A 22,822-nucleotide genomic window follows, 5' to 3' on the forward strand; every position below is an offset into this window, starting at 1 on the left:
CCTCCCTCAAGGAGAGTAGGAGAAGCGGGTGGAAGCGATTTGCGGCGGGAGCTCGCTTTGCGTCGACGAGCTGGGGCGAAAGGCAGGTTCTGGCGCTTTGCCTTCGGCGGCCGCCCGGGGGGCCTGACGAGCTTAGGCTGCTTGATCTCGTTCTTCTACTGGACTTCCGTAGTACATCCGAAACCATCTTTGTCGAATACCATCCCGTCGATTGCCAGCGGCCGTGACTCATTGAGAGGCCGACAACCGGGGACCTCGACTAGAAAAGAATGAAAGTCATCATCGCGAACTTTGGCCGAGGCAACTACCTTTGGCCCCAGTGCCTGGAACGCAGCACCGTTGCAACGATTGAAGATGTGCCCCTGCGTCCGTTCTTCCTCAGTGGCGACCGGAAGGGCTACATCGATCTATGCATGGCGACGATGAAGACCGTTCGCGGCCATGCGCCGACTCGGGCAGTCGCTTCCCGCTGGTTCAACATCGGGCTCGAAATCGCCGAGACCAATGGAGACATGTGGGTCCACCGGGAGAAGGACGAGATCTGGTGGACCATCACGAAGCCCAACGCGGCTGAGGCGGAGTTGCAGCCGGCGCATCTGCCGTCCTATGCCGGGCAGATGGTCTACGCCATTCACAAGCCCGCACAAGAATGGTCGAACCGCGACCGAAATGGGAGGCGTCTGGACTGGGCGGCCATCCACCCCAAGGCCAAGGATTTTCTTTTCACTGAAAGCACGTTAGTCCGGTTTTCCGCCGACAACGCAGAATATGTCCACACGCTGATCAACGGCGGCGATCTGGCGCCCTGGCATGAGCGAAAGGTGTGGAGGGACAAGCTTGGAAATGCAAAAAGAGCGCCCGTCGTCATCTTCAATCCGATCCAGATGGCTGCCTTGCGCATGGTGACCACGGCAATTGCGACGGTCGCAGCGTCCAACGGGCAGATCGTCGAGCGCACGCAGAAGAATAAGAACCATATGTTCGACAGCGAGGAGGAGTTCAGGCGCTTTGTCGAGGGACTGATCCTCGATCAAGAGGGCTTCTGCGCTCTGAGTGGGCTGCCGCTTCAATATGACTCGACGTTCGAAGATGCAGAGATGCTCGCCTCGCTGGACCGGATCGACAGCGAAGGACACTACGAGCCATGCAACTTGCAGGTGGTATGCCGTTTCATCAATCGCTGGAAGAACAACGACAAGGATGAAACCTTCACGCGGTTGCTCGCCGTAGTGCGTGAAGGTTAATGCCGCCTTTGTCAAGCGGATTCCGGCTGGCAGAAGCCGAGTGCGGTGACTTGGGCTGAAGCGTGCGCCGGTGCCAGATATGACTCAGCTAAGAATGGACGAAGGAAGAGGTTTGTCGGGCCACCGGATGGGTCTGAGCGAGGCGGCATTCGGGCCTTGGGGATGAACAATTCACGGAATCAACTACCTTTGTTGCAGCGATCGCGGCTGCATCGTCTAGGTTGCTGATAAAAGCGCCTGGCTAGATTGGCGGCACGCAGCCGCGCAAGAGAACAATCCGGAGGGAACTAGTCGTGCATATCCAATACGTCGAGGTCGGTAACTTCCGAAAGCTTCAGGCTGCCCGCATCGATTTCTCAGAGAAGACGACGGTCTTCGTAGGAGCGAACAACAGCGGAAAGACTTCCGCCATGGTCGCGCTTCGGCGTTTCCTGGTGGACCGGGCCAACTTTTCAATCAACGATCTGACCCTGACGCACTGGGCCAAGCTCGATGCCGCGGCGGTGACTTGGGGGATGCCAGCGGACGAAACAGAGAAGGAAGCCTTCGACTGGGGCGCTGTGCTGCCTCACGTCGATGTCTGGCTGAATGTCCCGATGAATCAACTGCACTATGTCCAGAAGATCCTGCCGACTTTGGATTGGGATGGCTCGCATATCGGCGTCCGCCTGCGCTACGAGCCCAAGGATATGGAAGCGCTCAAGCGGGAATATCTGGCCGCCAGAGCGGCCGCTGCGACTGTGATGAATGCGGCGCAGCCAGGAGGAGAGGCGCCGGCGGAGGAGGCTGTGGCGGCAACAGATACGGATGCCTTCGTGCTATGGCCGAGATCCATGATGGACTTCCTGTCACGGCGCTTGCGTTCGACCTTCGAGGTTCGCGCCTACCTGCTCGACCCCGCCAAGCTCACCGACCCGAAAGGCGGCGAGGCGTTTCCGCAAACGATTCCCGATGGGAGCGACCCGATCGATGGCGATCCCTTCAAGGGCCTGATCCGCATCGACGAGATCAGTGCTCAGCGTGGCTTTGGATTTGCGCCCACCTCTGCGCGCGGAGATGACGATGAAGACGACAGTGCCGTGCACGGCGGGAAGAAGCTCTCCAGCCAGCTTCGTTCGTACTACGCACAGCATCTCGATCCCTTTGACCAGCCGGAGCCGAAGGACCTCGATGCGCTTCAGGCGCTTCATGATGCGCAAACCGCTTTTGGGAAACGCCTGGCTACGTCTTTCTCCGTAGCGCTGAAAGAGTTGGAAAACATCGGCTATCCGGGCGTGACTGACCCGAAGCTAACGATCACTACAAACATCAAGCCCGTTGACGGGCTAAACCATGGGTCCGCGGTCCAGTACGAGGTTCCGACCCATCTTGCGGTCGGTGGGTACGTGCACCGTCTTCCGGAAGATTCCAACGGTCTCGGTTACCAGAACCTGGTCTCGATGGTCTTTGCCTTGATGAGCTTCCGGGACAAATGGATGAGGGTGGGGAAGGCGTCCAGGTCAACAGACACCGAGCAGACCCTCATTCCGCCATTGCATCTCGTTCTGATCGAGGAACCCGAGGCGCATCTCCACGCTCAGGTTCAACAGGTTTTCATCGCCCAGGCCTACCAGGTTCTCCGAAAGCACGACAACCTCAAGGAATCGGACGAGCTTCGGACGCAACTCGTGGTCAGCACTCATTCGAGCCATCTCGCGCACGAGGCGGATTTCACATCATTGCGATACTTCCGGCGGATGCCGGTGAAAGACGTCGCCGGGTCTGTACCGATATCGTCGGTCGTGAACCTGTCCCAGGTCTTCGGTTCTGAAGATCAGACAGAGCGCTTCGTCAAGCGCTATCTCAAGGTGACCCATTGCGACCTATTTTTCGCAGATGGAGCCATTCTGGTCGAGGGTCCGGCCGAGCGCATCGTGGTCCCGCATCTTGTGCGTAAGCGGGATGAGTACGAATACTTGAGGCGTTGCTATATCACTTGGCTCGAAATCGGCGGCAGCCATGCGCATCGCTTGAAGTCGCTGTTAACCCATTTGGGTCTGAACACACTTATCATCACGGACATTGATGCAAAGGATGCCAATAACAAGGCGGTCCCACCGTTGCGTGGCGCAGGGCTCCGGGCCCGCAACGAAACACTGAAGACGTGGATTCCGAAGGAGGAATCGCTGGACGCCTTGCTCGAAAAGACGCCAGCAGACCTCGTGTCATCGGATTCGAGCGGATATGGGGTGCGTGTCGCCTACCAGCAGCCTATCCAGGCGACATTTAAGACGGAAGTTCCGGCGGAAGCGCTGGCCAACACCTTCGAGGATGCGTTGGTCTACGAAAACATCGAACTGTTCAGGGCGATGAAGGGAACCGGATTGGTCGGCCGGTTTCGTGATGCGCTCGAGAAGTCGGCCGACCTCCAGGAACTCGCCGACAAGGTGGCGCATGCGTTGGGGCAGGGAGGCAAGGCGGAATTCGCCATGGATCTCCTCGACAGCGACGAGATCGACAAGCTGAAGGTCCCCTCCTATATCGATGGGGGTCTGCTTTGGCTCGCGCAACAACTTCAGCGCAAGGAAGACGACATTGCTGGAAAGATCACGCTGATGCCCGTGGCTGAGGCGGCCAACGATTCCGCCGCCGGAGAGGCGGCCGCATGAGCGCCTCATCTGCAGCCGCGCTCGCGGATGGCATCGACGATCACGTCGATGCCGAGATCGCCGCCTGCCTCAACTTCGCCGCCCCCAAAAGCTTCTTTCTCTTTGCGGGTGCTGGATCGGGGAAGACACGGTCATTAGTGACCGCACTTCAACACGTCCAGAACAGCCTCGGCGAACGAATGAAGGTCAAGGGTCAGCGCGTCGGCGTGATCACCTTCACGAATGCCGCGAGCGACGAAATCAAACGACGCTTCCTGTTTGACCCCTTAATCGACGTCCGCACAATCCACAGCTTCGCCTGGTCGCTCATCGAAGGCTTGGACCACGATATTCGGGAGTGGCTGCGCGTCGATCTTGCAGCCGACATTGCGCGACTTCATGCGGAGGAGGCCAAAGGACGCAAAGGGACAAAGGCATCCGCCGAGCGGCTCAGCAAGATCGAATCAAAGACGAAGCGGCTCCAGAACCTATCCAACATGAAGCGCTTCGTCTACAGCCCTGTCGGCGACAACCGCGGGCGCGACGCCTTGAACCATTCGGAAATATTGCAGCTAACAGCGCACTTCCTGCAGTCCAAACCGGCAATGCAGAGCATCCTTGTCGGTCGCTATCCGATCCTGCTCATCGACGAAAGCCAGGACACCAACAAGAACTTGATCGACGCGCTCTTTGCAGTTGAGTCTGCACTCAAAGGAAAATTCATTCTCGGGCTGCTGGGCGACATGATGCAGCGCATCTACAGCGACGGGAAGGAAGGGCTTGGCCAGGACTTGCCTGAGGGCTGGGCGACGCCGGGGAAGAAGCTTAACTACCGCTGCCCTAAGCGCATTGTCAAGCTGATCAACAAGGTCCGCAGCATGACCGACGGGCAGCACCAGGAGCCGCGATCTAGTGCGGCGGAAGGACTAGTGCGGCTCTTCATCTTGCCGAGCGACCACGGTAACAAGCCCGCCGCGGAGAAGAGCATCGCCGAGCACATGGCGAAGATCACGGTCGACGTAAAGTGGAACGAGCCAGCAGCTATCAAGACCTTGACGCTGGAGCATCGAATGGCGGCGGCTCGCATGGGCTTTCTTGACATGTTTGCTCCGCTCTACGAAATCGACAGCTGGCGCACAAGCTTTCTGGAAGGAACTCTGCCCGCGGCACGCTTCTTCTCAGACCAGGTCCTGCCACTCGTCAAAGCCAAACGCAGCGGTGATCGTTTCGCACTGGCACGGATCGCAAAAATCTATTCACCGCTTCTTTCGCAAGCTACGCTTCGCGACGCTGCCGGCGAGCACAAGTTGCAGCTTGTGAATGCCGCGATCGAGGAACTCTTGGCCCTATGGAAGGACGATGCAGATCCGACGCTGCTCCAGGTTCTCCGTTGCGTGGCGAAGAGCCAGCTTCTTGAGATTCCTGATGTCCTTCAGGCGAACGCATCGGACGCAGTTCAGAATGCCCTAGTCAATGAATCGAGCAAGGATGAGTCTGCAGATCGTCGGACGGAACATGCCCTCGCCATCGAAAAATTCTTGGCTGCCCCGTTCTCCCAGGTCGAACCATTCAGCGAGTATCTGGCAGGCCGCGCGCGCTTCGATACACACCAGGGCGTCAAGGGTCTCGAATTTGATCGCGTCATGGTCATCATGGATGACTCCGAGGCGAGAGGGTTCATGTTCAAGTATGAAGACTTATTCGGTGGCAAGGCTCCGGGCAGCAAAACGGTGGATGGAACTAAGCGCCTGTTCTATGTGACTTGCAGCCGCGCGAAGGAAAGCCTCGCGCTCATTGCCTACACGATGGAACCCGAACGAGTCCAGAGCTTCGTGATCAAGGAGGGCTGGTTCACTGAGGATGAAATCGTCGCAGGCGTGCCTGCATGAAGCTCTCACCTAATGCTGAACTGCTTGCTACTGATCCCATCTGCACTGGCTGAGCTGACCCATGGCAGTGATAAGCCGACGGGCGGCCATGCCGTGAACTAACATTTGGCGTAACCGGCAGACCATAGGCGTATAGCCGACCTCGAGAACTTCCGTGCTTATCGGCCGTTTGTCCAAAATTTGTTCATCGGAACTGCTCCAAAAGTTGCACCAACCCCTTGCCCGGATCATCCCCCGCTGAGGAGATCATCTGTATGTTCCACTGAGCCAGCGCTGCTTCTTGAACAGGATTGGGGCGGGGCGAGAAGATGAAGGACATCGGTTGCGGAGCACCTCGAGAGGACTTCTTCCAGAGATTGGCCAACCGAAAGAAAAGGTACCGAATATTGATGTCGGTAAGGCTGTATCCGATGAAGAGGACTGATCGACCAAGCACATCGGAACGCAGCTTGATGTCAAGTGGCGACTCGAACTCAAGTCGCTCGAAGTAACTTGTTTCGTCAAGCACGATGGACGTGTCGTCGTCGAAGTCGCCGTGAAACTTCACAATCTGAGTCTTGTCGGAGGTGGCTGCAGTCAGATCACCGACACTGGCAATCTTTGTGTACGGTCGCTTGTGATGTTCGAATGCACGCTCTATCCATCGGTCGTAGTTTGTCGTGTAGATCAGGTCAAAGTTCGACGTGGCGATCAGTTCATGGATCCGAGACTTTGAAATGTCAGTCGTTGGTGAATGCCATTCGCGGTCCATCCAGCTCCGCAATGGCCCAATCTGTCCCTTCGTGATCCGATAGAACTCAGCCAGCGTCAAATCGCTCCCGAAAGTGCGGTATATGTCCGGGTCAAAGCCAAGCTCTTGGGCCATGTGATCCACGAGCTGCCTCCAGGAAGGCAGCCCTAATCCCATCGATACCCCCGCTCCGACAAACAGAATGAGACGCCGCGCGCGATACGCCTGAAACAGTTGATCCATTACTTCACTCGTTTGATGTGGGCTGCGAACTGGTCCAGTGCGCGTCGACGCATCGAAAGATTGTTCTTCATGTCACCCATCTGGGCGAACGTTTGCGAGAAGTCATCAGGGACGAACACGCAGTCCCACTGGAAATCCCGAGGCCCCGCGGGGATGTCCGGAACCGTTCCTGAGACCTCTCCCTCGAAGTAGTGGATGGTCTGAGAATCGCAGTATCCGATAACAGTCTTCGCGGTAACCAAACGGCTCCCGCTGCTCTTGACTAAGGTGACGAATGCGTCGGCCAGTAGTCGATCCCAGAAGATCTGAGTGAGCCCTCCGGGCAAGCCGTTTAAGCCAGGAAGATGAAGTCCGGTGTGTTCCACAAACACTGGGCGCCCGATTCGCTCAAACGCCTTGAGAACCTTGTCTCTCACTAGCTTGTAAACGTCCTCAGTCTGAATTTCATCGATCTTGATGGGCGCAGGCACAACCTGAACGCCAACAGGGCCAAGAATCAGTTCGACTTCGCGAATCTTGTGTGTGTTGCTGGACAGAAATCGGATTTCCATGGTGCGACGAATTCGCTTGAACGGCTAACGTTTGAGATAACCGACGCACCACACGCGGGAGACGCCCATCGTGATGACGTCCGAGTTAACTGAGCTGCTAAGTCTTACGATCGGCCCAGGAAGAATATGAGCCCGGCGAGCACGGCCCCAGCAATGAGCTGCCCTTTGAGCTTGTCAGCTTTGATCTTCGCGGCGAGCTCTGCGACCTGGAGGCTCACGTTCTCTATTGTTGCCCCACTCAGTACCAACCCCTGGAAATCAGACACCCAGCGGGGAAGTTCAGCCGGCGTGACGTTCCACATGATCGGTACGAGCTTCTTGTTCCCAAAGACCGCGCCACCCATCTCCATTTGCACGTTTGCCGAGGCAAGAGCATCCTTACTAGCCAGGAGGCACACCCACTCCGAAGCACGCAGTTCCTCGACGATCCTAGGCGTCCATCGGTCACCAGGATTCAGGCTAATGGAAGCGAGAAACACGGAGAGGCCGTGGGCCTCGAGGTGCTTCCGGACGAACTGCGCCAGTTCCTCGTCCTTGGCGCTGTAGCTGATAAAGATGTTCGCCATGAATGTTCGATTTACCGTTTGTAGATGAGCGGTTGGTGTCGATGGTTCACTCTCAATTGACGAATTACGTGGCAGGTCACAGCATATGCAAATCATCAATCTCGATCTTCCGTTTGCCAGGGAATGCTCGGTGACTGTGAGCTCCAGCGATAAGTCCGAAAAACCTCTCTATCTCGGTGAAAAGAGGTGCCGCCACCGACCAGGTTTGGGAATCATCCAGCGCAAAGGAGACGAAGTCTACACGTGCAGGAGCTCCTGAGCCACCGCGACGCGAGCACCACGATGATATACACGAACGTGCATTGTTTGCCGCGGGTGCCACAGTGGGCCGCTGTACGCGATCGCCACTGAGTGAAGGCTGCTTTGGGGTTGCAAAGCGGTACCTGTTTGGCTCGTTGGCAAGGACCGCTTTCGCTGCGAACCGACGAGGATGACAGGCAGCATGCGACGCTACCGTTACCGGCCCATCGCTTCGAAAGACCCGGATCGGAGAAGGTGGTGCCGCGCATGCTTGAGCACGAAGTGGGCGCTTCGAACCTTACGCGTGGCCTCGCCCTACGTTGCCAATAGCTCGTCAGTCTTGTCTGCAGTCACGTTCAGGTAGCTGGTCACACATGCCGTAAGGCGCTCAGTAAAATCGAACAATTGGTCGACGGTTGAGATCGCGATGCGCTCCTCGTCCTTGTTTTCGTTGAACAGTCCGACGACAAGCTTCGATTCATTGTTGAAACGCAGGCGGCAGATCGGTTTGCGATTGTTATCGTCGAAGAGGATGGCGCAATAGCTTGCCGCGTCGCGAATGAAGATCCGTCCGGGCTTAGCGACGGGCCTTAGGATGGCGCGAATGATCTGATAGGCCTCGAGCTCAATGGTCGACGGGGTGAACCCTTCTTGGGTGCTTGGTCCCGCCTCTGCGGAAGGCGTGTCGGCAACGGCGGGGACGGGTGAAAGCGGCGGCTCTGGAGTCATGGCGCCCTTCAGGCGCTCATTGATCTTGTCGCCGATGAGCTGCTGGAACGCGCGCTTGGTCACCGCGGTGAACTGATCCTTTACGGCATTCTTAAAGTGCTTGCCCGCAAGAAACTCAGCTGATACCAAGCGGACGAAGTCTTCAGGCGGGTTGGTCATCCACTCGTTGAGCGTATTCTGAATCGCTCGGGTGTACTTGAGGTGGTTTGCCGTGGTGAGAATGGTGTCAATATCGAAGGCGGCCTTCGCGAACTTCTTGAGCTCGTCAATCTCTTGCTCGCGGAAGTCGAGGATGTTGAACTCGAAGAACGGCTTCTCGTCCATCTTGTTGGGCTTCTCCAGGTCCGTGAAGAACTTGTACGTGATGCCATTGGTTAGCACGCCGAACCGCGCTTCGGTCACGTGGAAGTACCTGAAGAGCTGACCCGCGTGGTTTATGTTGAGATCACCGCCGCTCTTCTTGCACTCGAAAAGCATGATGGGCTTGCCGTCCTTGAGGATGGCGTAATCGACCTTCTCGCCCTTCTTCGTCCCGACGTCGGCGATGAGCTCGGGCGTCACCTCGAGCGGGTCGAAAACGTTGTAGCCGAGAAGCTGGATGAACGGCATCACCATGGCGTTCTTAGTAGCTTCCTCGGTCTGCAGGAGGTCCTTAGCGACCGCGACTCTTGACGCGAGCGATCTGACTTGATCGATGAAATCCATGCTGTCCCCTCAGTTCGTTGTTACTCGCGCGGCTCGCGACGGAGCATTCTGGTCGTGCGCGAAGCCTTCGACAACCGATAACTGACCGGAAGTCCAGGGCTTGGCAAAGTAAATGGCAAGTTGTGCGGATTTGTTCACTCCATGAGACCGGTCGTGGTGGATCGACGCGAGGCGCCTTTCTTCCCCTTCTTGGGGGGAACCTTCGTAGTTTTTGCGTAGATGTCGTTCACGGCGATTTTCAAGAGTTCCACTTTGAACCCGAATCCTCTAAGCACTTTGCGGGTGTTGACGAGATTAACCTTCGAGAAGAAGGGTAGATGAAGTTCGGCGCCTGGCGCATCGCTGATGATCGCGTAGGTAATGGTGAACGATTCATGTTCTGGCTTCGGATCGACCTCAAGTAGTTCCCGGTGTGTAAGCGAAAGCTGAGCGCGGACCTTCTTCCGAAATTCAGAGTCGATCTGAATGAGTTGGCCCGACACGAATCCTTGCGCGAACAGATGGCTCAAGACGCTGGACTTGCCATACATCTTGACGTGAATCAGTTCGCGCTTGATTGAAAAAAGATCGCAGATTTCGACTTGTCCATGGCCACCGCCATGCATGACCTTCTTCTTGTCATCAAGCAGGTCATAGATGGCTGGTTCGAGCGCGGCTGTTTTTGCGTTGTACTCACCCTCTCCGCCGCCCCGATACTCAGGCAGTTTCAGGTCTGACACAGGGATGGCTGCATAGTCGTGGTTTGTCCGTTCGACGAAGTCCTTTGCAACGCTGAACCATTTTCCGTCGTTGAGCACATGCGTGATGCCATCAAGTTCAATCTCCGCATATAGGCACTTGAACACGGACCATGATTTGAAAACCTTCTTGTGGTCCGCGTCTGCGCAGTGAACTTTCCGCTCGCGAAGGATCTCGAGGGTGACGGGGCCATCGACCGTGGCGCGGAACCCATGCATGTTGATGTCCGGATGAAGGACCCCCTTGCCGTACGGCGAGTACATGAACCCCTTGACCGTCGTCCATTCGATGATTTCTGGAATCGATAGCCAGATGCCGTCGAACTGCCCTGCGACTAACTTCGCTTCGAGCGCACCCTCCAGTACGCTAATGATCGCCGCGCTCTTTGTCGTCGAAATGTTGTTGACCCACTGATAGTCCTCGGCGTTCAGTTCGGCCTCAAAGAGTTGCCGATACCGATCCAGAAGAAATGGCAGATCCGAAAGCTCCAGCCTGACTGAGACTGACAAAGCATCACTGCCCGCCATGCGATTGCCGAGAGCTTGATTTGAAGGCGCACCCACGATGGCCTTCAGCATGTCCTGCTCAACGCTCAGGCCGAACTGATCTGGTGTTGTCTCCTGGCCGGATTGGATGCGCATGTGGCTCTCGATGGCGTTCAGTGACTGCACATCGACACAACGAAACGTCTTTGGATCAACAGCGTTGAGAGCGCACAGAAGCCCGAAGCGCTCTTCGATAACATCATCCCTCAGGAGAAAGCGACCGCCTTGCCCGAAGGCGAGCACAAAGGCTCTCCCATTGATCTGGATGAAGAAGGCCGCAGCGACGCCCGGAACGGCGAGGTCCTTTGGGGCGAGATATTCCTTGAACAGGCCCGACCATTTCGGGGGCTGTGGTGGCGTCTTCTTGATGAATAGCTGTCCGGCCCCGTGGCCTGCGATAGCGATCTCGACGGGTGCGTCACAGGCTTCGATCTTCAGTGCCTGCTGGTTGGTCGCATATGTCTCCTTGATGAGAAAAATGCTGAGATGATTGACCTTCTTTTCTTCCTTCACTGCCGGGTCTCCTCCAGGAGCAGTGCTTATCGCGCGGCTTCCCCCTCAGGTCAACCTTGACCTCCACAAAGTTGATGAGGACGGCAACTACCGCTGCGAAGCGGAACCAATGGGGGCATTGGCCGCGGAAGAACTGACGGCTCTCAGGACCTTATCTGGCGCAAAAATTGCGCTGGCAACGAGTGCGATCAATGGTCATGGACTGCTCGCGCGTTGACCCCCGGGCTTCGGCTGAGGGTCTAACGAGGGTTGACTGTATCGACATGTTACGGTACGTTGTGGTTCTCCCCGTGCCCCGTCAACCACCAGGCGACCGGATCTTCGATGGCTGTCTTGATTCCCGCATTGAGCACCTGCATCGCCCGCATGACGTCCGGCGAACGCCGCTTGGCGGAACGGCTGCAGCAGAAGCTCGACGACGACTACCTGCTGTGGTTCGACGTCCCCATCGGCCCCAAGCAATGCCACCCCGACTTCGTCGTACTGCACCCCCGCCGCGGCTTGCTGATCTTGGAAACCAAGGATTGGCGCCTGGACACCATCCAGAAAGCCAGCCGCGGTGACTGGCTGATCGCGCCTGACGGCGTTCCCAAGAGCGTCCCCAATCCGATCGAGCAAGCCCGTCATCAAACGCTGCAGGTAGTCGATGCCCTCAAGCGCGATGCACAGCTGGTCCAGCATGAGGGCAAATGGCAAGGCATGCTCACCTTCCCGTGGAGCTACGGCGTCGTCTTCACGCGCATCACGCGCAAGCAATTCGACGCAGCTGGTCTCGGGAACACGATTGAGTCCCATCGTGTTGTCTGTTCCGACGAAATGCTGGAGGACGCCGAGCCAGAGGCGTTCCAGTGCCGGCTCTGGGACATGTTTCCGCAGCTGATGCGCGGCACGCTGTCGTTGCCCCAGATCGACCGGGTACGCTGGAACCTGTTTCCCGAGGTGCGCGTACCCGAGCAGGGTGCCCTCTTCGACGATGCGGACGACAAGGCGACCATCCCAGATTTTCTGCGCGTGATGGACTTGCAACAGGAACAGCTGGCGCGCAGTCTGGGCGACGGCCACCGGGTGATCCACGGCGTCGCAGGATCCGGCAAGACCATGATCTTGGGCTATCGCGCCGAGTACCTGGCTCATGCAACAACCGACATCCACAAGCCAGTGCTCATCCTCTGCTACAACGAGCCGCTGGCGGTCAAGCTGCAGGCGACGATGCAGGCCAAAGGATTGGCAGACCGCGTCCAGGTCCGCCACTTCCACAAATGGTGCCGGGACCAGCTGGTGGCGTTCGGTCAGCCGCTACCGCCCAACGACCTCCCCGTGGGCGCCAAGATGGACCAGATGGTGCGCAACGTCATCGACGGCGTTGACCGCGGGTTGATTCCGTCAGGGCAATACCTAGCGGTACTGGTCGACGAGGGCCACGACTTTGCGCCCGAGTGGCTCAAGCTGGTCACCCAAATGGTCGACCCCACGACCAACAGCCTGCTGCTGCTGTACGACGACGCCCAGAGCATTTACGACAAGCGGCGCGGCAAGCCCTTCAGCTTCAGGAGCGTTGGTGTGCAGGCGCAGGGCCGCACGACGATCCTCAAGATCAACTACCGCAACACCCGGCAGATCCTGCAAGCGGCGAGTGCCATGGCGACTGAGCTTCTGCGGCCCCAGGAAAAGGACGACGACGGCGTCCCTCGCCTGCATCCCGTGAGCTGCGGTCGGGATGGGCCGGAGCCGATCGTCATTGATCTGCCAAGCGCCCGGGCGCAGGCCGATCGGATCGCGGAACTCATGGCCAGCGCCCACAACGAAGGGCACGCCTGGGGCGACATGGCAGTGCTGTGCCGAAGCTGGGCGCTGATGGACGAATGCTCCAAGGCCTTGAACCGTCGTCGCTTGCCACACAAGGTGCGCAAGGGCGCGCACGATTTCGACCCCGCTGCGGACACCATCAAAGTGATGACGCTCCACGCAAGCAAGGGGCTGGAATTTCCGGTCGTCGCGGTGATGGGTGCGCGTCAAGCGGTCGCGGGGGAAGAGGTGCTCGCCAAAGATGACGAGGCGATGGAAGAGATGCGATTGTTCTACGTCGGCGCGACGCGTGCTACGTCCCGCCTCATGGTTGCCAACGCCATCCGGCAGTGACCAAGACGTACTTGCTGATCGATCTGCAGAACCGGCAACCTGCGCCGGAATACGTCGCGTCTTGGATGGGGGCTGACGGCGAGGCCTGGATCTTTTTCGGTGAACACGAGATTGGTCTGCTCGCGCAGTACATGGAACTGGGTGACCGAGTTTCCCTTGTCGACATCTCCAAGCCTGGAAAGAACTCGCTCGATTTCCACCTTGTCCTCTATCTCGGCTACCTGGTCGGCCGGCACGAGCCAGGCGCACGCTTTGTGATCGTCGCGGCCGATGGAGACTACGACCCTGCGATCGTGCATGCCCGATCGAAGGGGCGACAGGTCGAGCGGGTCGAAGTCTTGGCGCCAGCGCCTGTCGAAGTCAAACTCTTGCCGCCCCAACAGGCAACTTTCTCGTTGTCCCCTACAGCATCAAGGCCTGTGGCTGGCGACACAGCCGTCATCATGCCCTCCATGCCAAGGATCAAAAAGTCGAAGTCCGTGGATCAGATTTCTTCCGAAATACTCAAGGATCTGGTTGAAGCAGGGAAACCAAAAACTTTGGACGCACTCAAGAAGAGAATTCAGTGGCGTTTTGGCCCCGAGCCCGTACCTAAAAAGGTCGCTGACGTGATGTCCCAACTGGTGACGTCAGGCGCGATCCAGATCGCTGACGGATCGCTTCGGTACATAAATCCCATCATCTCGTAAATGAGTCGGCTTCAGACTGACTGCAGACGCTCGGCCATTGCCTGTTGGACGTCCGCAGTCTTCGTCAGCGGACATTCCGCCGGGCCCAGGGCGAAGGATTGCGAATCGTTATTTCCTCTTCGACCTCGAGTGGAAGCTTAGGACGCCGTCCAGGGGTCCACTCGTTTTCCGTGCACTGAGTGACGGTTCGCAAGGCCAGCAACGGCGCGGGCGTGAGGTTGTAAGCCATTGATTTTCTTGAGGTTGCTGTTCACTTTCCAGAGGCGTATCGTCCCTGCCCCACCGACGGAGGCGCGCGATGCAAGGCTGGCAGACGACATACTTGGGCATGCGCGAACTGCCGCGCGACATCAATGGCTTCGAGCTGCAGGCCTTCTTCACCTTCAGCCACGCCGAACGTGAATTGATCGGTGCACGCCGGGGCGAATCGCTCAAGCTCGGCCTGGCGTTGCACATCGGATTCTTGCGAATGAGCGGCCGTGTGCTCGACGCCTTCCGGATCGTGCCGCCAGCGCTGTGGCGCCATCTGGGCAGTGAGTTGGGCATCGATGCCCCTGAGGTCGCCTCCCTGCGCGCCTTATACGGCCGCGGCCGCACTTTGTTCGACCACCAGCAAGTGGCCTGTGAGGCTCTGGGATTTCGTTGGATGACCGAGCACCAGCGCCGCGCCCTGGTGCGGTTGATGAGTGACGAGGTCGCCCGGTGCGCCGATCGCGAGCAACTGATTGTGTTTGCGCGACGCTGGCTGTATGAGCATCGACTGCTGATCGTCCACGACCGGGCAATCCGCGCCTTGATTGCCGCCGCCCTCGCCCGTTTCGAGGCCGAGACATCGGCTTCGATACGAAGCGAGGTACCAGCTGAGACGGTGGAGCAGTGGTGCAGCCCCACGCCACCGGCTTGACCCATCAAAGCTGGCTGTGGGCGGCACCGGCTCGGCACTCGACGCGCCAGATCAGCGAGGTGCTCGAACGGATCACTTGGCTTTACGGCCTTGACGTTCATAAATTTCTCGGCACCCTGCCCGACCTCATCGTGCGGCGCTACGCACGCCGCTTGGCCTCCAGACCTCCGTCGGCCGGCGCCAAGATCAGGGAACCAGCGCGCACCGTAGAGGTCGCCTGCTTCCTGCGCTACTGCCTGCTGACCGCCACCGACCAACTGATCCTGATGGTTCAGCGCCGCGTGGCCGACCTGTGGCGTCAGGCCGCCGCTAGTGTCGGTGACACCGTCAACTGGGCTGACCTTTATCGATCGCTGCTCAGCGAACTGACGAGCATGAGCGCCGAGGGTGGCATTCCGGACTCGGAATTGAGGGCTGGGTTGGCGGCTTTGGTCTCGAGCCACCGACAGCGTCGCCCGCCCGGGCGGGCATCGCTCGTGCGGGAGCGCCTGATCGAGGCCATCCGCCCAGTGCGATCCCTGCTGGTGGCAATCGCCAAGTTGCCATGGCAGGCGACCGGCGACCACCCGGTCATCGAATCACTTGCCACGCTGCGCGATCTGTACGCTCGAAACGCCAGGAGCCTGCCAGACAGCGTTTCGCCCCAGCTCGGATCGGTCTGGCGCGATGCGCTCTCGGGCTATGACCGTGAGCGCGCCTTCCGGGCGCTGGAGGTGGCCACGCTTTTTGCCCTGCGTCGATCTGTGCGCAACGGCTCGGTGTGGATCGAGCACAGCCTGACTTTTCGTGGCCGGGAGCGCCTGTTCCTTCCCGCCGAGCGCTGGCAGGCCGAAGCCAAGCGGCACTACGCCCGGCTGTCGCTGCCGGCCGACCCGGAGGGCTTCCTTGTTCCGCTCCTGATGCGCGTGCATGCTGGCGTCCAAGCGGTGGCCGTCGCCGCCCGTTCCGGCGTGCTGCGCATCGACGATGAATTGCACCTCTCGGCGCTCCTGGCAGACGATGAAGATCCTGAGGTCGACAAGCTGCGCGCCAGATTCGACCAGCGCATCGGCGAGGTGCAATTGCCCGAGGTGATCCTGGCCGTTGACGCGCAGGTTCGTTTCAGCTGGATCATGCTGGGGCGCGAGCCGCGTTCGGCCGACGAGCTGCTGATGGCCTACGCCGGCATCCTTGCCCACGGGACCAGCCTCACGGCCGCCGATTGCGCACGCATGATGCCGCAGCTGTCGGCCGGGAGCATCCGCCAAAGCATGCGCTGGGCCGGCGACGAACGCCGTCTTGGGCAAGCCTGCCAAGCGGTGCTGGAGTTCATGCAAGGCCATCCCATTGCAACGACGTGGGGCCGCTCTGACCTTGCCTCTTCGGACATGATGAGCATGGAGACCACCAAGCGTGTGTGGCAGGCCCGCCTGGATCCGCGGCGCAACACGCCCTCGATCGGCATTTACTCCCATGTGGGAGATCGATGGGGCATCTTTCACGCGCAACCCTTTGTGCTGAACGAACGGCAGGCCGGCGTGGCGATCGAAGGGGTCGTGCGGCAAGAGCGAATCGTGACTTCTCAGCTCGCCGTAGATTCCCACGGCTACACCGACTTCGCGATGGGTCTGTCTCGCCTGTTGGGCTTCGATCTATGCCCGCGGCTGAAGGATCTGAAGCAGCGACAGCTCTATGTTCCCCGTGGCATGCCGATACCGGCCGATGTCGCATCGGTGTGCGTAGCCAGCGTCGATGCTTCGCTCATTGCGTCGCACTGGGACGCGCTCGTTCGCCTCACAGCGTCCGTGATGTCCGGGCACGCCAGTGCGGTGGCAGTGTTGGCGCGCTTCGGATCGGCCTCCAGGTCTGACCCGATCTATGAGGCCGGCGTGCAGCTTGGCAGGCTGTTGCGGACGGCCTTCCTGGCGGACTACTTTGTCAACGCGGCGTTCCGTCGCGAACTGCATCGGGTGCTCAACCGTGGCGAGGCGGTCAACGCCTTGAAGCGCGCCATCTACACCGGGCGGGTCAGTCCAGCGCAGGCCAGGCGTGTCGACGAGATGCAGGCCGTGGCCGACGCCTTGAGCTTGCTCGCCAACATCGTGATGGCATGGAACACCGCGCAGATGCAGGCGGTGCTCGATCGGTGGGCCAATCGGCGCCAAGTCGTCCCAGCCGAACTGATCGGGCGGATTGCGCCCACGCGACTGGAAGGCATCAACCTTCGCGGAGTGTTTCGGTTTCCCGTCGAGCGCTATGCCGATCAGCTCCTACCGTCACAAACTGCAGCAAAAAAGAGCGCGAGAGCCTGAAATCGACCCCAGATCGGGCCGTCCCGCGAGGCGATTGAGGGGTAACAGAAACTCAAAGTGGGACAAGGACTTAGGAGAGACGACGCGTGGGAAGCCGCATCCCTGGCGGCGCCCTTACCGTCACTCAGTGCACTGAAAACGAGTCGACCCCCATGCCGGGCGCCCCCTGGCGCCTCTCAAGCCGTCCCCTGGTGCCGTGGAAGCCCCCCGGAGGGGTGCCGCCCAGGCCTCCCGGCGCGTGGCGCGGTGCCTGCGCACCGCGCGCCGCGCCGGTCGTCCGCTACCGGCTCGACTCGCTGCCGCCGGACTTCAGGCGGTAGTACTCCTGCTGGCCGCCAGCGGACTGGACCTCACGCGCCACCCCCGCCGCCTCCGCCGCGGCAAGGTTGACCGACGAGAAGGCATCGGGCATCGACTGCAGCTGCTCGACGATCTCCTGCCCCTCGCTCGTGCCCGACAGCGCAAGGCCGAAGGTTGCCGACACGGCCAGTTCGGCTGCAACCGTGTCCACCGTCGCGGCGGCAAGGCCGGTCTCCTTCGCGTCCATGGCTTGCGTCGAGGCACGCGGCGCCGCCACTGCCTTGGCCGACTCCATGTTTGTTGCCATGCGGACAAGGAAGTCGAACGCGGCGGTGCTTCCAGACGTGTGGATCAGGTCGCCGAGGTGGATCAGCGCGGCGTTCTTCGCGTTGAACGCGGCCTGGCTCTGCAGCGGGCCTTCGACAAAACCGATCAGAGGGCCGACAGCGGCCTCGCTGCCGATGAAGCACAGGGTCGTCACGATCTCCGGCAGGAACTCCTCGTGCTTCTCCGGCTCGTTGGTCAGCCATTCGATCAGCCGTTGTGCATCCGCTTCCGCGTACTGCGATGCGGCGTCGTACGGGACACCCTCGAACCAGTGCTGCGAGACGAACTCGCGAATGTCCGCGGGTGGTTTCATCGATTCTCCATGGCAGCCGCATGCCGCTTTCATCAGAGCGCCGGTGACGGCCTGAGGGCCTGCAAGCAAGAGCCCCGACTCGGTCGCATCGACGACGTTGTGGTCAGCGCCGATGCTCGGGAACATCAAGGCCCGCGCGTCGTTGCTCCGGTGCCCGTTGCCTGCGTTGTGGCCGTATTCGTGGGCCCAGAGGATGCCTTCCTGATTGGCCGTGAAGCGCACCACCGCGAGGTTCACCGTGGGGTTGCCGACCGGCGCGCAGCCGATGATCGAGCCGCCCGGGCCGCCGCACCACCGGATCGCCTGCACCACCTTGACGCCGGTGCCGGCACCCATCAGCGCGTTCCACTCGGCCTGCGTCTGGATTGTCCCGGCAATCGTCGCCGGCAGCGTGCGGACCGCCCCATTGCGCACGAAGCTGACCTGTGTCGCCACGTCCGTCGGCGTATTCGCCGCCTGCAAGGCCGTGCCCATGTCGGCCAGGATGCGGTCGGCCTCGGCGTCGGTCAGTGCGACCGCAGAGTGGCGGTGGACCATGACGTTGACCGTCCGGAGGTCGCTGCCCGGCGGGTTGACCACCAGGTAGTCGGCGTAGAGCAGGATATCCGCTCCCCACTCGATGTTGACCCAGATGTCCACGCCGCCGGCGCGCGGGGCCACGTTGTGCAGCGTGTAGCGCGCCGCACCGATGAACTTCCCCGCGTCGGGGCCGCCTGCCTGCCCTTCCCCGATCGACACGAAGACAACCGATCGTGGCGTGACACCGGCAAGGTTGAGCCGCAGCGTCCACTGGCCGCGCCGCGCGCCCCAGTTGTGCCGGTAGGTGAAGCCGGAACCGCTCAGCTCGGGTTCCGGGGACGCCGCGCCAGGCGAGACGCGCGCCACGTCGCGGCCGCGTTCGCCTGCGCGACGGATTCGGTGGGTGCAGCGGTGGCGATCTCGGCAATGGCCAGATCTTCCGTGCCCGCACGTTCATTCGATTTCATGAATTGTCTCCTTTGCGCGCCGGGGCGCGCATGGTCGTTGAAGCAGCTTTCACGGGTTGACGATGAGGTAGTCGATGTAGAGCGGGATGTCCGCGCCCCACTCGACGTTCACCCAGACATCGACGCCACCGGCCCGCGGCGCCACGTTGTGAAGGGTGAACCGGGCGGCGCCGATGAATTTGCCTGCATCGGGTCCGCCCGCGGCGCCTTCGCCGATCGATACCATCACACGCGACCGGGCGTTGGCGCCGCCGATGTTCAGACGCAGCGTCCACTGGCCACGCCGCGCACCCCAGTTGTGCCGGTACGTGAAGCCGTTACCGCTGAGCGCCGGCTCGCTCGACGCTGCGCCCGCCAGCGGACGCACGGCCGAAGGGTCGGCGGTTTGCGACGCCACGGCGAACGGCAATGGAGACGCCGACGACACGAACGGTGTCTCCTCCACCGGTGCAGCGCCGCCGGTGCCTGAGCGGAGCGGTGCGGACGCGAACAGCGGCCTGGCCGCACCTTGGTCGGCGTCGTCAACGAAGTCGGAAGCGGCCGGTCCGGCCGATGCCACGGCCGCGGCGGGCCGTGCTTGAAGCTTTTGAGTCGCCACGGATGCTCTCCTGAAAACAGCTGACGCTGACGCAGCGGTCGGCGTGCCGCGCGTGTTCGATGCCGCTATACCTACATGGGGTAGGCCTTCGCCGGGGCTTCTGCCAAATTGCTGTGCCGGCCCCACCCAAAGCGTCTGGCCGGCCGGCTACAGATCAACTCGACGGGGCAATGTTCGGGCAAGCTGCGACGCTGCACATCATCAATCGGGTGGAGGTGCTCTCTTCGGCAGCAGACGGTGGTCTGCGGACTCGCTCTTCTGCGCCTTCGGCGCCCCCGCCCGCGTGGCTCCAGTCGAACTGCTCCAGCGTCTTGAGCGCCGGCATCGTGGCCAGCCGCATCAACGTGGTGGTTCTGCGCTTATCGCGCGCGACGATCTCGCTGCCGTGAAGGAGAGCGGGCCAAAGCGGGGGCAAACATCTGTCGCGCTCCGCGAGCAGCAGAATCAGGTTCTGCCGCAAACACGGAGGCCCGCCATGAATTTGATCATCGAGGCTCGCCTTGTCGACGATCTGGGAGAGACCGCCCGCGCACAGCTGGCCACGATCGACCGGGAGCTTACGACGAGCCCGCTGGGCCTGTCGCTGGCCGAAGGCAAGGCGCTGCTGGCCGCTGCGCAGCAGTATTTTGTCGACGGTCAATGCCAAGGCATCGCCGCGGCGCACTCGTTCTGTGAGCACTGCGAATCCAGACTGAGCATCAAGGGCTGGCATCAGCGGCAGATCCGCACGGCGTTCGGCCGTGTCACCGTCCGCAGCCCCCGGGGTTCGTTGCTGCAGCTGCGCGAATCGGGGAGCAAGGGGTCAGAGAATCCAGGCCGTCGCGGAGACGGCACGGCGCGAGGCCGAGCAGGTTCAGCAGCAAGAGATGAATGGCGCGCGCGCCGAACTGCGTGAAAGCGAAGAAGCGCTGCGCCGAGGCCAGGCCGAGCTCGCACAGCGCGAAGCTGCGTTCGAGCAGGCGCGCGCCAGCCTGGACGCGGCCTTCGCCTCGTCGCAGCAGGCACGCGAGGCACTGGAGGGGCAGTTGGCGGAACATGTGACCGAGGGGCATCGGCTGCGCGCTCTTACGGAGCAGGAGATCGCGCGGCTCAACGCCCTCCTCCAGGAGGCCCACGCGGGCAAGGAGGTGCTGCGGCGGGAACATACAGCGGCCTTGGCCGCCCGCGATCGAGATCTGCGCGAGGCCGAGGAGCGGCATGCCGTGCAGGAACGACGTCTGGTCGCCGAAGTCGACCGGGCGCGTCAATCGTCTAAACAAGTGGAGGCCGGGCTGGCCAGGGAGCAGCAACGGCGCATCCAGAGTGAAGAGGCCGCTGCCCAGACACTTGAGGCCGGGCGCCGGATGCTTCGGGACACGCAGGACGCCGCCCAGCAGCTCGAACGCGAACTTCGCGATCAACTCGTCGTTCAATCGGGCTCGTTGGCGCAGGCCCAGACGCAGGGCTCGGCGCTGCAGCGGCGACTGGACGACCTTCATCAGCTGCTCAGTGAAGAAAAGAAATCGCATAAGGGGCACGCGCGCTGCTCGCCACCGCCCTCGCAGACATGCGCTAGAGCGCCGGCGCACGTCGGCCGGCGCCAAGGAAGTTGTAGTCAGCCGCAGCCTGGAGCTGCGACTTTACAGCGCGCTCCTCCGGAAAAAAAGGGTTGCCTCGATTGCGCTGAAACGGTGACAAAGCTCATCGCCTTTGGTGAAGCGGCAATCTATTTCGCCTTCAAGGCGGCCACGGGTTTCCTACCAGACTCTGCCTACGCTTCTCGGAGAAGGTCTTCGATCAAATGATGGATTTCAGAATCTGGCATCGGTGCCAGCGCTGAGGCGAGACGAGCATACGCACGCTGCAGATCCTGTTGAGAGCCAGCGTCACGCTTAGAAGCAAATGCTTTTTGCGCTTTAAGGAATTCGACTGCAGGTTTGGTAGCGTCCGGTTTCCCGATCTTGTTCAGAACTGACTCGACTCTAATGGTAGGTTCGGGAAACGCTGCGCTGTCGCTTCCGCCAACAACGTCCACTGGCGCGATTTCGATAGTCTGTGGAGGCACGATGGTCCGCGTGACCGCGATACTCTCGATCAACTCTTCGGCTAGGTTAAGCTTGTGACGAAGTGCAGCCTCACTGATCTTTCCCTCTCGATAAAGCCTTTCGGCTTTCTCAACTATCTCAAGTCGGTGCAAGTCGGATTCAACGAAGGCCTTCTGAGCTTCGGCGTAGTTCTTTAGCGCCTCCGTACCGGCAACTGGTATCCCGAGGACTGTGGTAAGGAACGCGGCCACAAGCGCGATTTGTTTCGTTTGCCCCTTTAGGCTGAGCCAGTTCGGGGTCCCAATCTCCAGAGCCGCGATCCAAACGTTTTTATCCGGTGCGGGCGCGTAGGCGTCGGGGAAGATTTGGCCCGGCGGCATCGAGTCTGCTAGTTCGAGCCACAGGGCAGAGAAATAGATCTTGTCGACTCCGGCGAGCAAAGCCTGCAGCTCGAAAACGCTGATCTGATCCGCAAGCTGAACATCAAGTGTGCTTTCCATGATCGCATCCCTATCCGCGGCCGACACGCTCGTTCATGGTACCGATTGGGGCGGCTACAGACGCAACGGGCGGCCGCTGCGGCTGCATCCCACTCGATTGGGGCTTGGCAGATAAGTCACCAGGATTAGGGGAATCGGAATGAGGCCGCCTTCCTCAAGCTCGAGATCTTTCAGCTTTGGGTCGTCGGCCTTGATCCGCCCACGAAAAGTCTTTGGCATCTTCGTAGCCTCCGCTTCCGACCCGCATCGCCCTCTACCGGGCCAACGCGACATGGCCAGTGATGTGGCCGCATAGGCGTCAGAAGGCTGACAGGGTAATCCTTCGTGATGCGCTCCGCAACACAATCTCATGGCTGCGAGAATTATTGCGATGCGGCGTTTGCCAGAATGGTGCGGGCAGGCTGGCCAACTGAACCACCACAGTGCTCGTG

17 protein-coding genes and 1 pseudogene are annotated in these 22,822 nt (G+C 60.4%); 8 read left to right on the forward strand and 10 right to left on the reverse strand.

Annotated features, from left to right (window positions below; translation table 11 throughout):
• Positions 1–269 precede the first annotated feature (269 nt).
• The 3 genes from ACSQ89_RS38160 (at position 270) to ACSQ89_RS38170 (ending at position 5,760) form a co-directional block, all read left to right on the forward strand.
• On the forward strand, positions 270–1,244 hold the full coding sequence (locus tag ACSQ89_RS38160; protein ID WP_436297347.1) for a hypothetical protein: 975 nt from the start codon (positions 270–272) through the stop codon (positions 1,242–1,244).
• A 293-nt stretch (positions 1,245–1,537) separates the two neighbouring features.
• Positions 1,538–3,892: an AAA family ATPase gene (locus ACSQ89_RS38165; RefSeq protein WP_436297348.1), complete on the forward strand. Its 2,355-nt coding sequence runs from the start codon at positions 1,538–1,540 to the stop codon at positions 3,890–3,892.
• Positions 3,889–5,760 (forward strand): UvrD-helicase domain-containing protein, encoded by a 1,872-nt coding sequence (locus tag ACSQ89_RS38170; protein ID WP_436297349.1) that lies wholly within the window; start codon positions 3,889–3,891, stop codon positions 5,758–5,760. Before ACSQ89_RS38165 ends, ACSQ89_RS38170 begins: the two co-directional genes overlap by 4 nt.
• Positions 5,761–5,944: 184 nt before the next feature.
• Here ACSQ89_RS38170 and ACSQ89_RS38175 read toward each other — a convergent pair whose 3' ends face one another.
• The 5 genes from ACSQ89_RS38175 to ACSQ89_RS38195 form a co-directional block, all read right to left on the reverse strand.
• Positions 5,945–6,733 carry an SIR2 family NAD-dependent protein deacylase gene (locus tag ACSQ89_RS38175; RefSeq protein WP_436297350.1) on the reverse strand — a complete coding sequence of 263 codons (789 nt, stop codon included), beginning with the start codon at positions 6,731–6,733 and terminating at the stop codon, positions 5,945–5,947.
• Positions 6,733–7,284, reverse strand: a complete 552-nt coding sequence (locus tag ACSQ89_RS38180) for a non-canonical purine NTP pyrophosphatase (protein WP_436297351.1) — start codon at positions 7,282–7,284, stop codon at positions 6,733–6,735. Before ACSQ89_RS38180 ends, ACSQ89_RS38175 begins: the two co-directional genes overlap by 1 nt.
• A 104-nt stretch (positions 7,285–7,388) precedes the next feature.
• Positions 7,389–7,850, reverse strand: a complete 462-nt coding sequence (locus ACSQ89_RS38185; protein WP_436297352.1) for a toll/interleukin-1 receptor domain-containing protein — start codon at positions 7,848–7,850, stop codon at positions 7,389–7,391.
• Positions 7,851–8,405: 555 nt separating this feature from the next.
• The gene (locus ACSQ89_RS38190; protein ID WP_436297354.1) at positions 8,406–9,524 is read right to left on the reverse strand and encodes a type I restriction endonuclease; all 1,119 of its coding nucleotides are present in this window, start codon (positions 9,522–9,524) and stop codon (positions 8,406–8,408) included.
• A 134-nt stretch (positions 9,525–9,658) separates the two neighbouring features.
• Complete coding sequence (locus tag ACSQ89_RS38195; RefSeq protein WP_436297355.1) at positions 9,659–11,320, reverse strand: TIGR04141 family sporadically distributed protein; 1,662 nt, start codon at positions 11,318–11,320, stop codon at positions 9,659–9,661.
• 324 nt (positions 11,321–11,644) lie between these two features.
• On the opposite strand from ACSQ89_RS38195, the gene ACSQ89_RS38200 reads away from it, so the two are divergent.
• From ACSQ89_RS38200 to ACSQ89_RS38210, 3 genes and pseudogenes are all read left to right on the forward strand, one after another.
• Entirely contained in the window at positions 11,645–13,459 is a 1,815-nt protein-coding gene (locus ACSQ89_RS38200; RefSeq protein ID WP_436297356.1) for a 3'-5' exonuclease, read from the forward strand.
• The gene (locus tag ACSQ89_RS38205; protein WP_436297357.1) at positions 13,456–14,148 is read left to right on the forward strand and encodes a PIN domain-containing protein; all 693 of its coding nucleotides are present in this window, start codon (positions 13,456–13,458) and stop codon (positions 14,146–14,148) included. The genes ACSQ89_RS38200 and ACSQ89_RS38205 overlap by 4 nt, the downstream gene beginning before the upstream one ends.
• A 298-nt stretch (positions 14,149–14,446) precedes the next feature.
• Positions 14,447–17,343: pseudogene (locus tag ACSQ89_RS38210) on the forward strand (Tn3 family transposase).
• A 280-nt stretch (positions 17,344–17,623) separates the two neighbouring features.
• On the opposite strand, the gene ACSQ89_RS38215 reads toward ACSQ89_RS38210, so the two are convergent.
• The 4 genes from ACSQ89_RS38215 to ACSQ89_RS38230 form a co-directional block, all read right to left on the reverse strand.
• Positions 17,624–19,168 carry a hypothetical protein gene (locus tag ACSQ89_RS38215; protein WP_436297358.1) on the reverse strand — a complete coding sequence of 515 codons (1,545 nt, stop codon included), beginning with the start codon at positions 19,166–19,168 and terminating at the stop codon, positions 17,624–17,626.
• Positions 19,123–19,269 (reverse strand): hypothetical protein, encoded by a 147-nt coding sequence (locus tag ACSQ89_RS38220; RefSeq protein ID WP_436297359.1) that lies wholly within the window; start codon positions 19,267–19,269, stop codon positions 19,123–19,125. Before ACSQ89_RS38220 ends, ACSQ89_RS38215 begins: the two co-directional genes overlap by 46 nt.
• A gap of 49 nt (positions 19,270–19,318) precedes the next feature.
• Positions 19,319–19,867 carry a hypothetical protein gene (locus ACSQ89_RS38225; RefSeq protein ID WP_436297360.1) on the reverse strand — a complete coding sequence of 183 codons (549 nt, stop codon included), beginning with the start codon at positions 19,865–19,867 and terminating at the stop codon, positions 19,319–19,321.
• 154 nt (positions 19,868–20,021) lie between these two features.
• Complete coding sequence (locus tag ACSQ89_RS38230; protein ID WP_436297361.1) at positions 20,022–20,327, reverse strand: hypothetical protein; 306 nt, start codon at positions 20,325–20,327, stop codon at positions 20,022–20,024.
• Between the two features lie 15 nt (positions 20,328–20,342).
• Between ACSQ89_RS38230 and ACSQ89_RS38235 the strand changes: the two genes are divergently transcribed.
• Together ACSQ89_RS38235 and ACSQ89_RS38240 are read left to right on the forward strand one after the other, a co-directional pair.
• Entirely contained in the window at positions 20,343–20,762 is a 420-nt protein-coding gene (locus tag ACSQ89_RS38235) for a hypothetical protein (protein ID WP_436297362.1), read from the forward strand.
• Positions 20,734–21,651 (forward strand): hypothetical protein, encoded by a 918-nt coding sequence (locus tag ACSQ89_RS38240; RefSeq protein ID WP_436297363.1) that lies wholly within the window; start codon positions 20,734–20,736, stop codon positions 21,649–21,651. Before ACSQ89_RS38235 ends, ACSQ89_RS38240 begins: the two co-directional genes overlap by 29 nt.
• On the opposite strand, the gene ACSQ89_RS38245 is transcribed toward ACSQ89_RS38240, so the two are convergent.
• Entirely contained in the window at positions 21,618–22,391 is a 774-nt protein-coding gene (locus tag ACSQ89_RS38245; protein WP_436297364.1) for a hypothetical protein, read from the reverse strand. The two genes, ACSQ89_RS38240 and ACSQ89_RS38245, sit on opposite strands and share 34 nt — an antisense overlap.
• Positions 22,392–22,822: the final 431 nt, after the last annotated feature.

The sequence above is a fragment of the Variovorax sp. LjRoot175 genome (assembly GCF_964253805.1).
Classification (GTDB): domain Bacteria; phylum Pseudomonadota; class Gammaproteobacteria; order Burkholderiales; family Burkholderiaceae_C; genus Variovorax.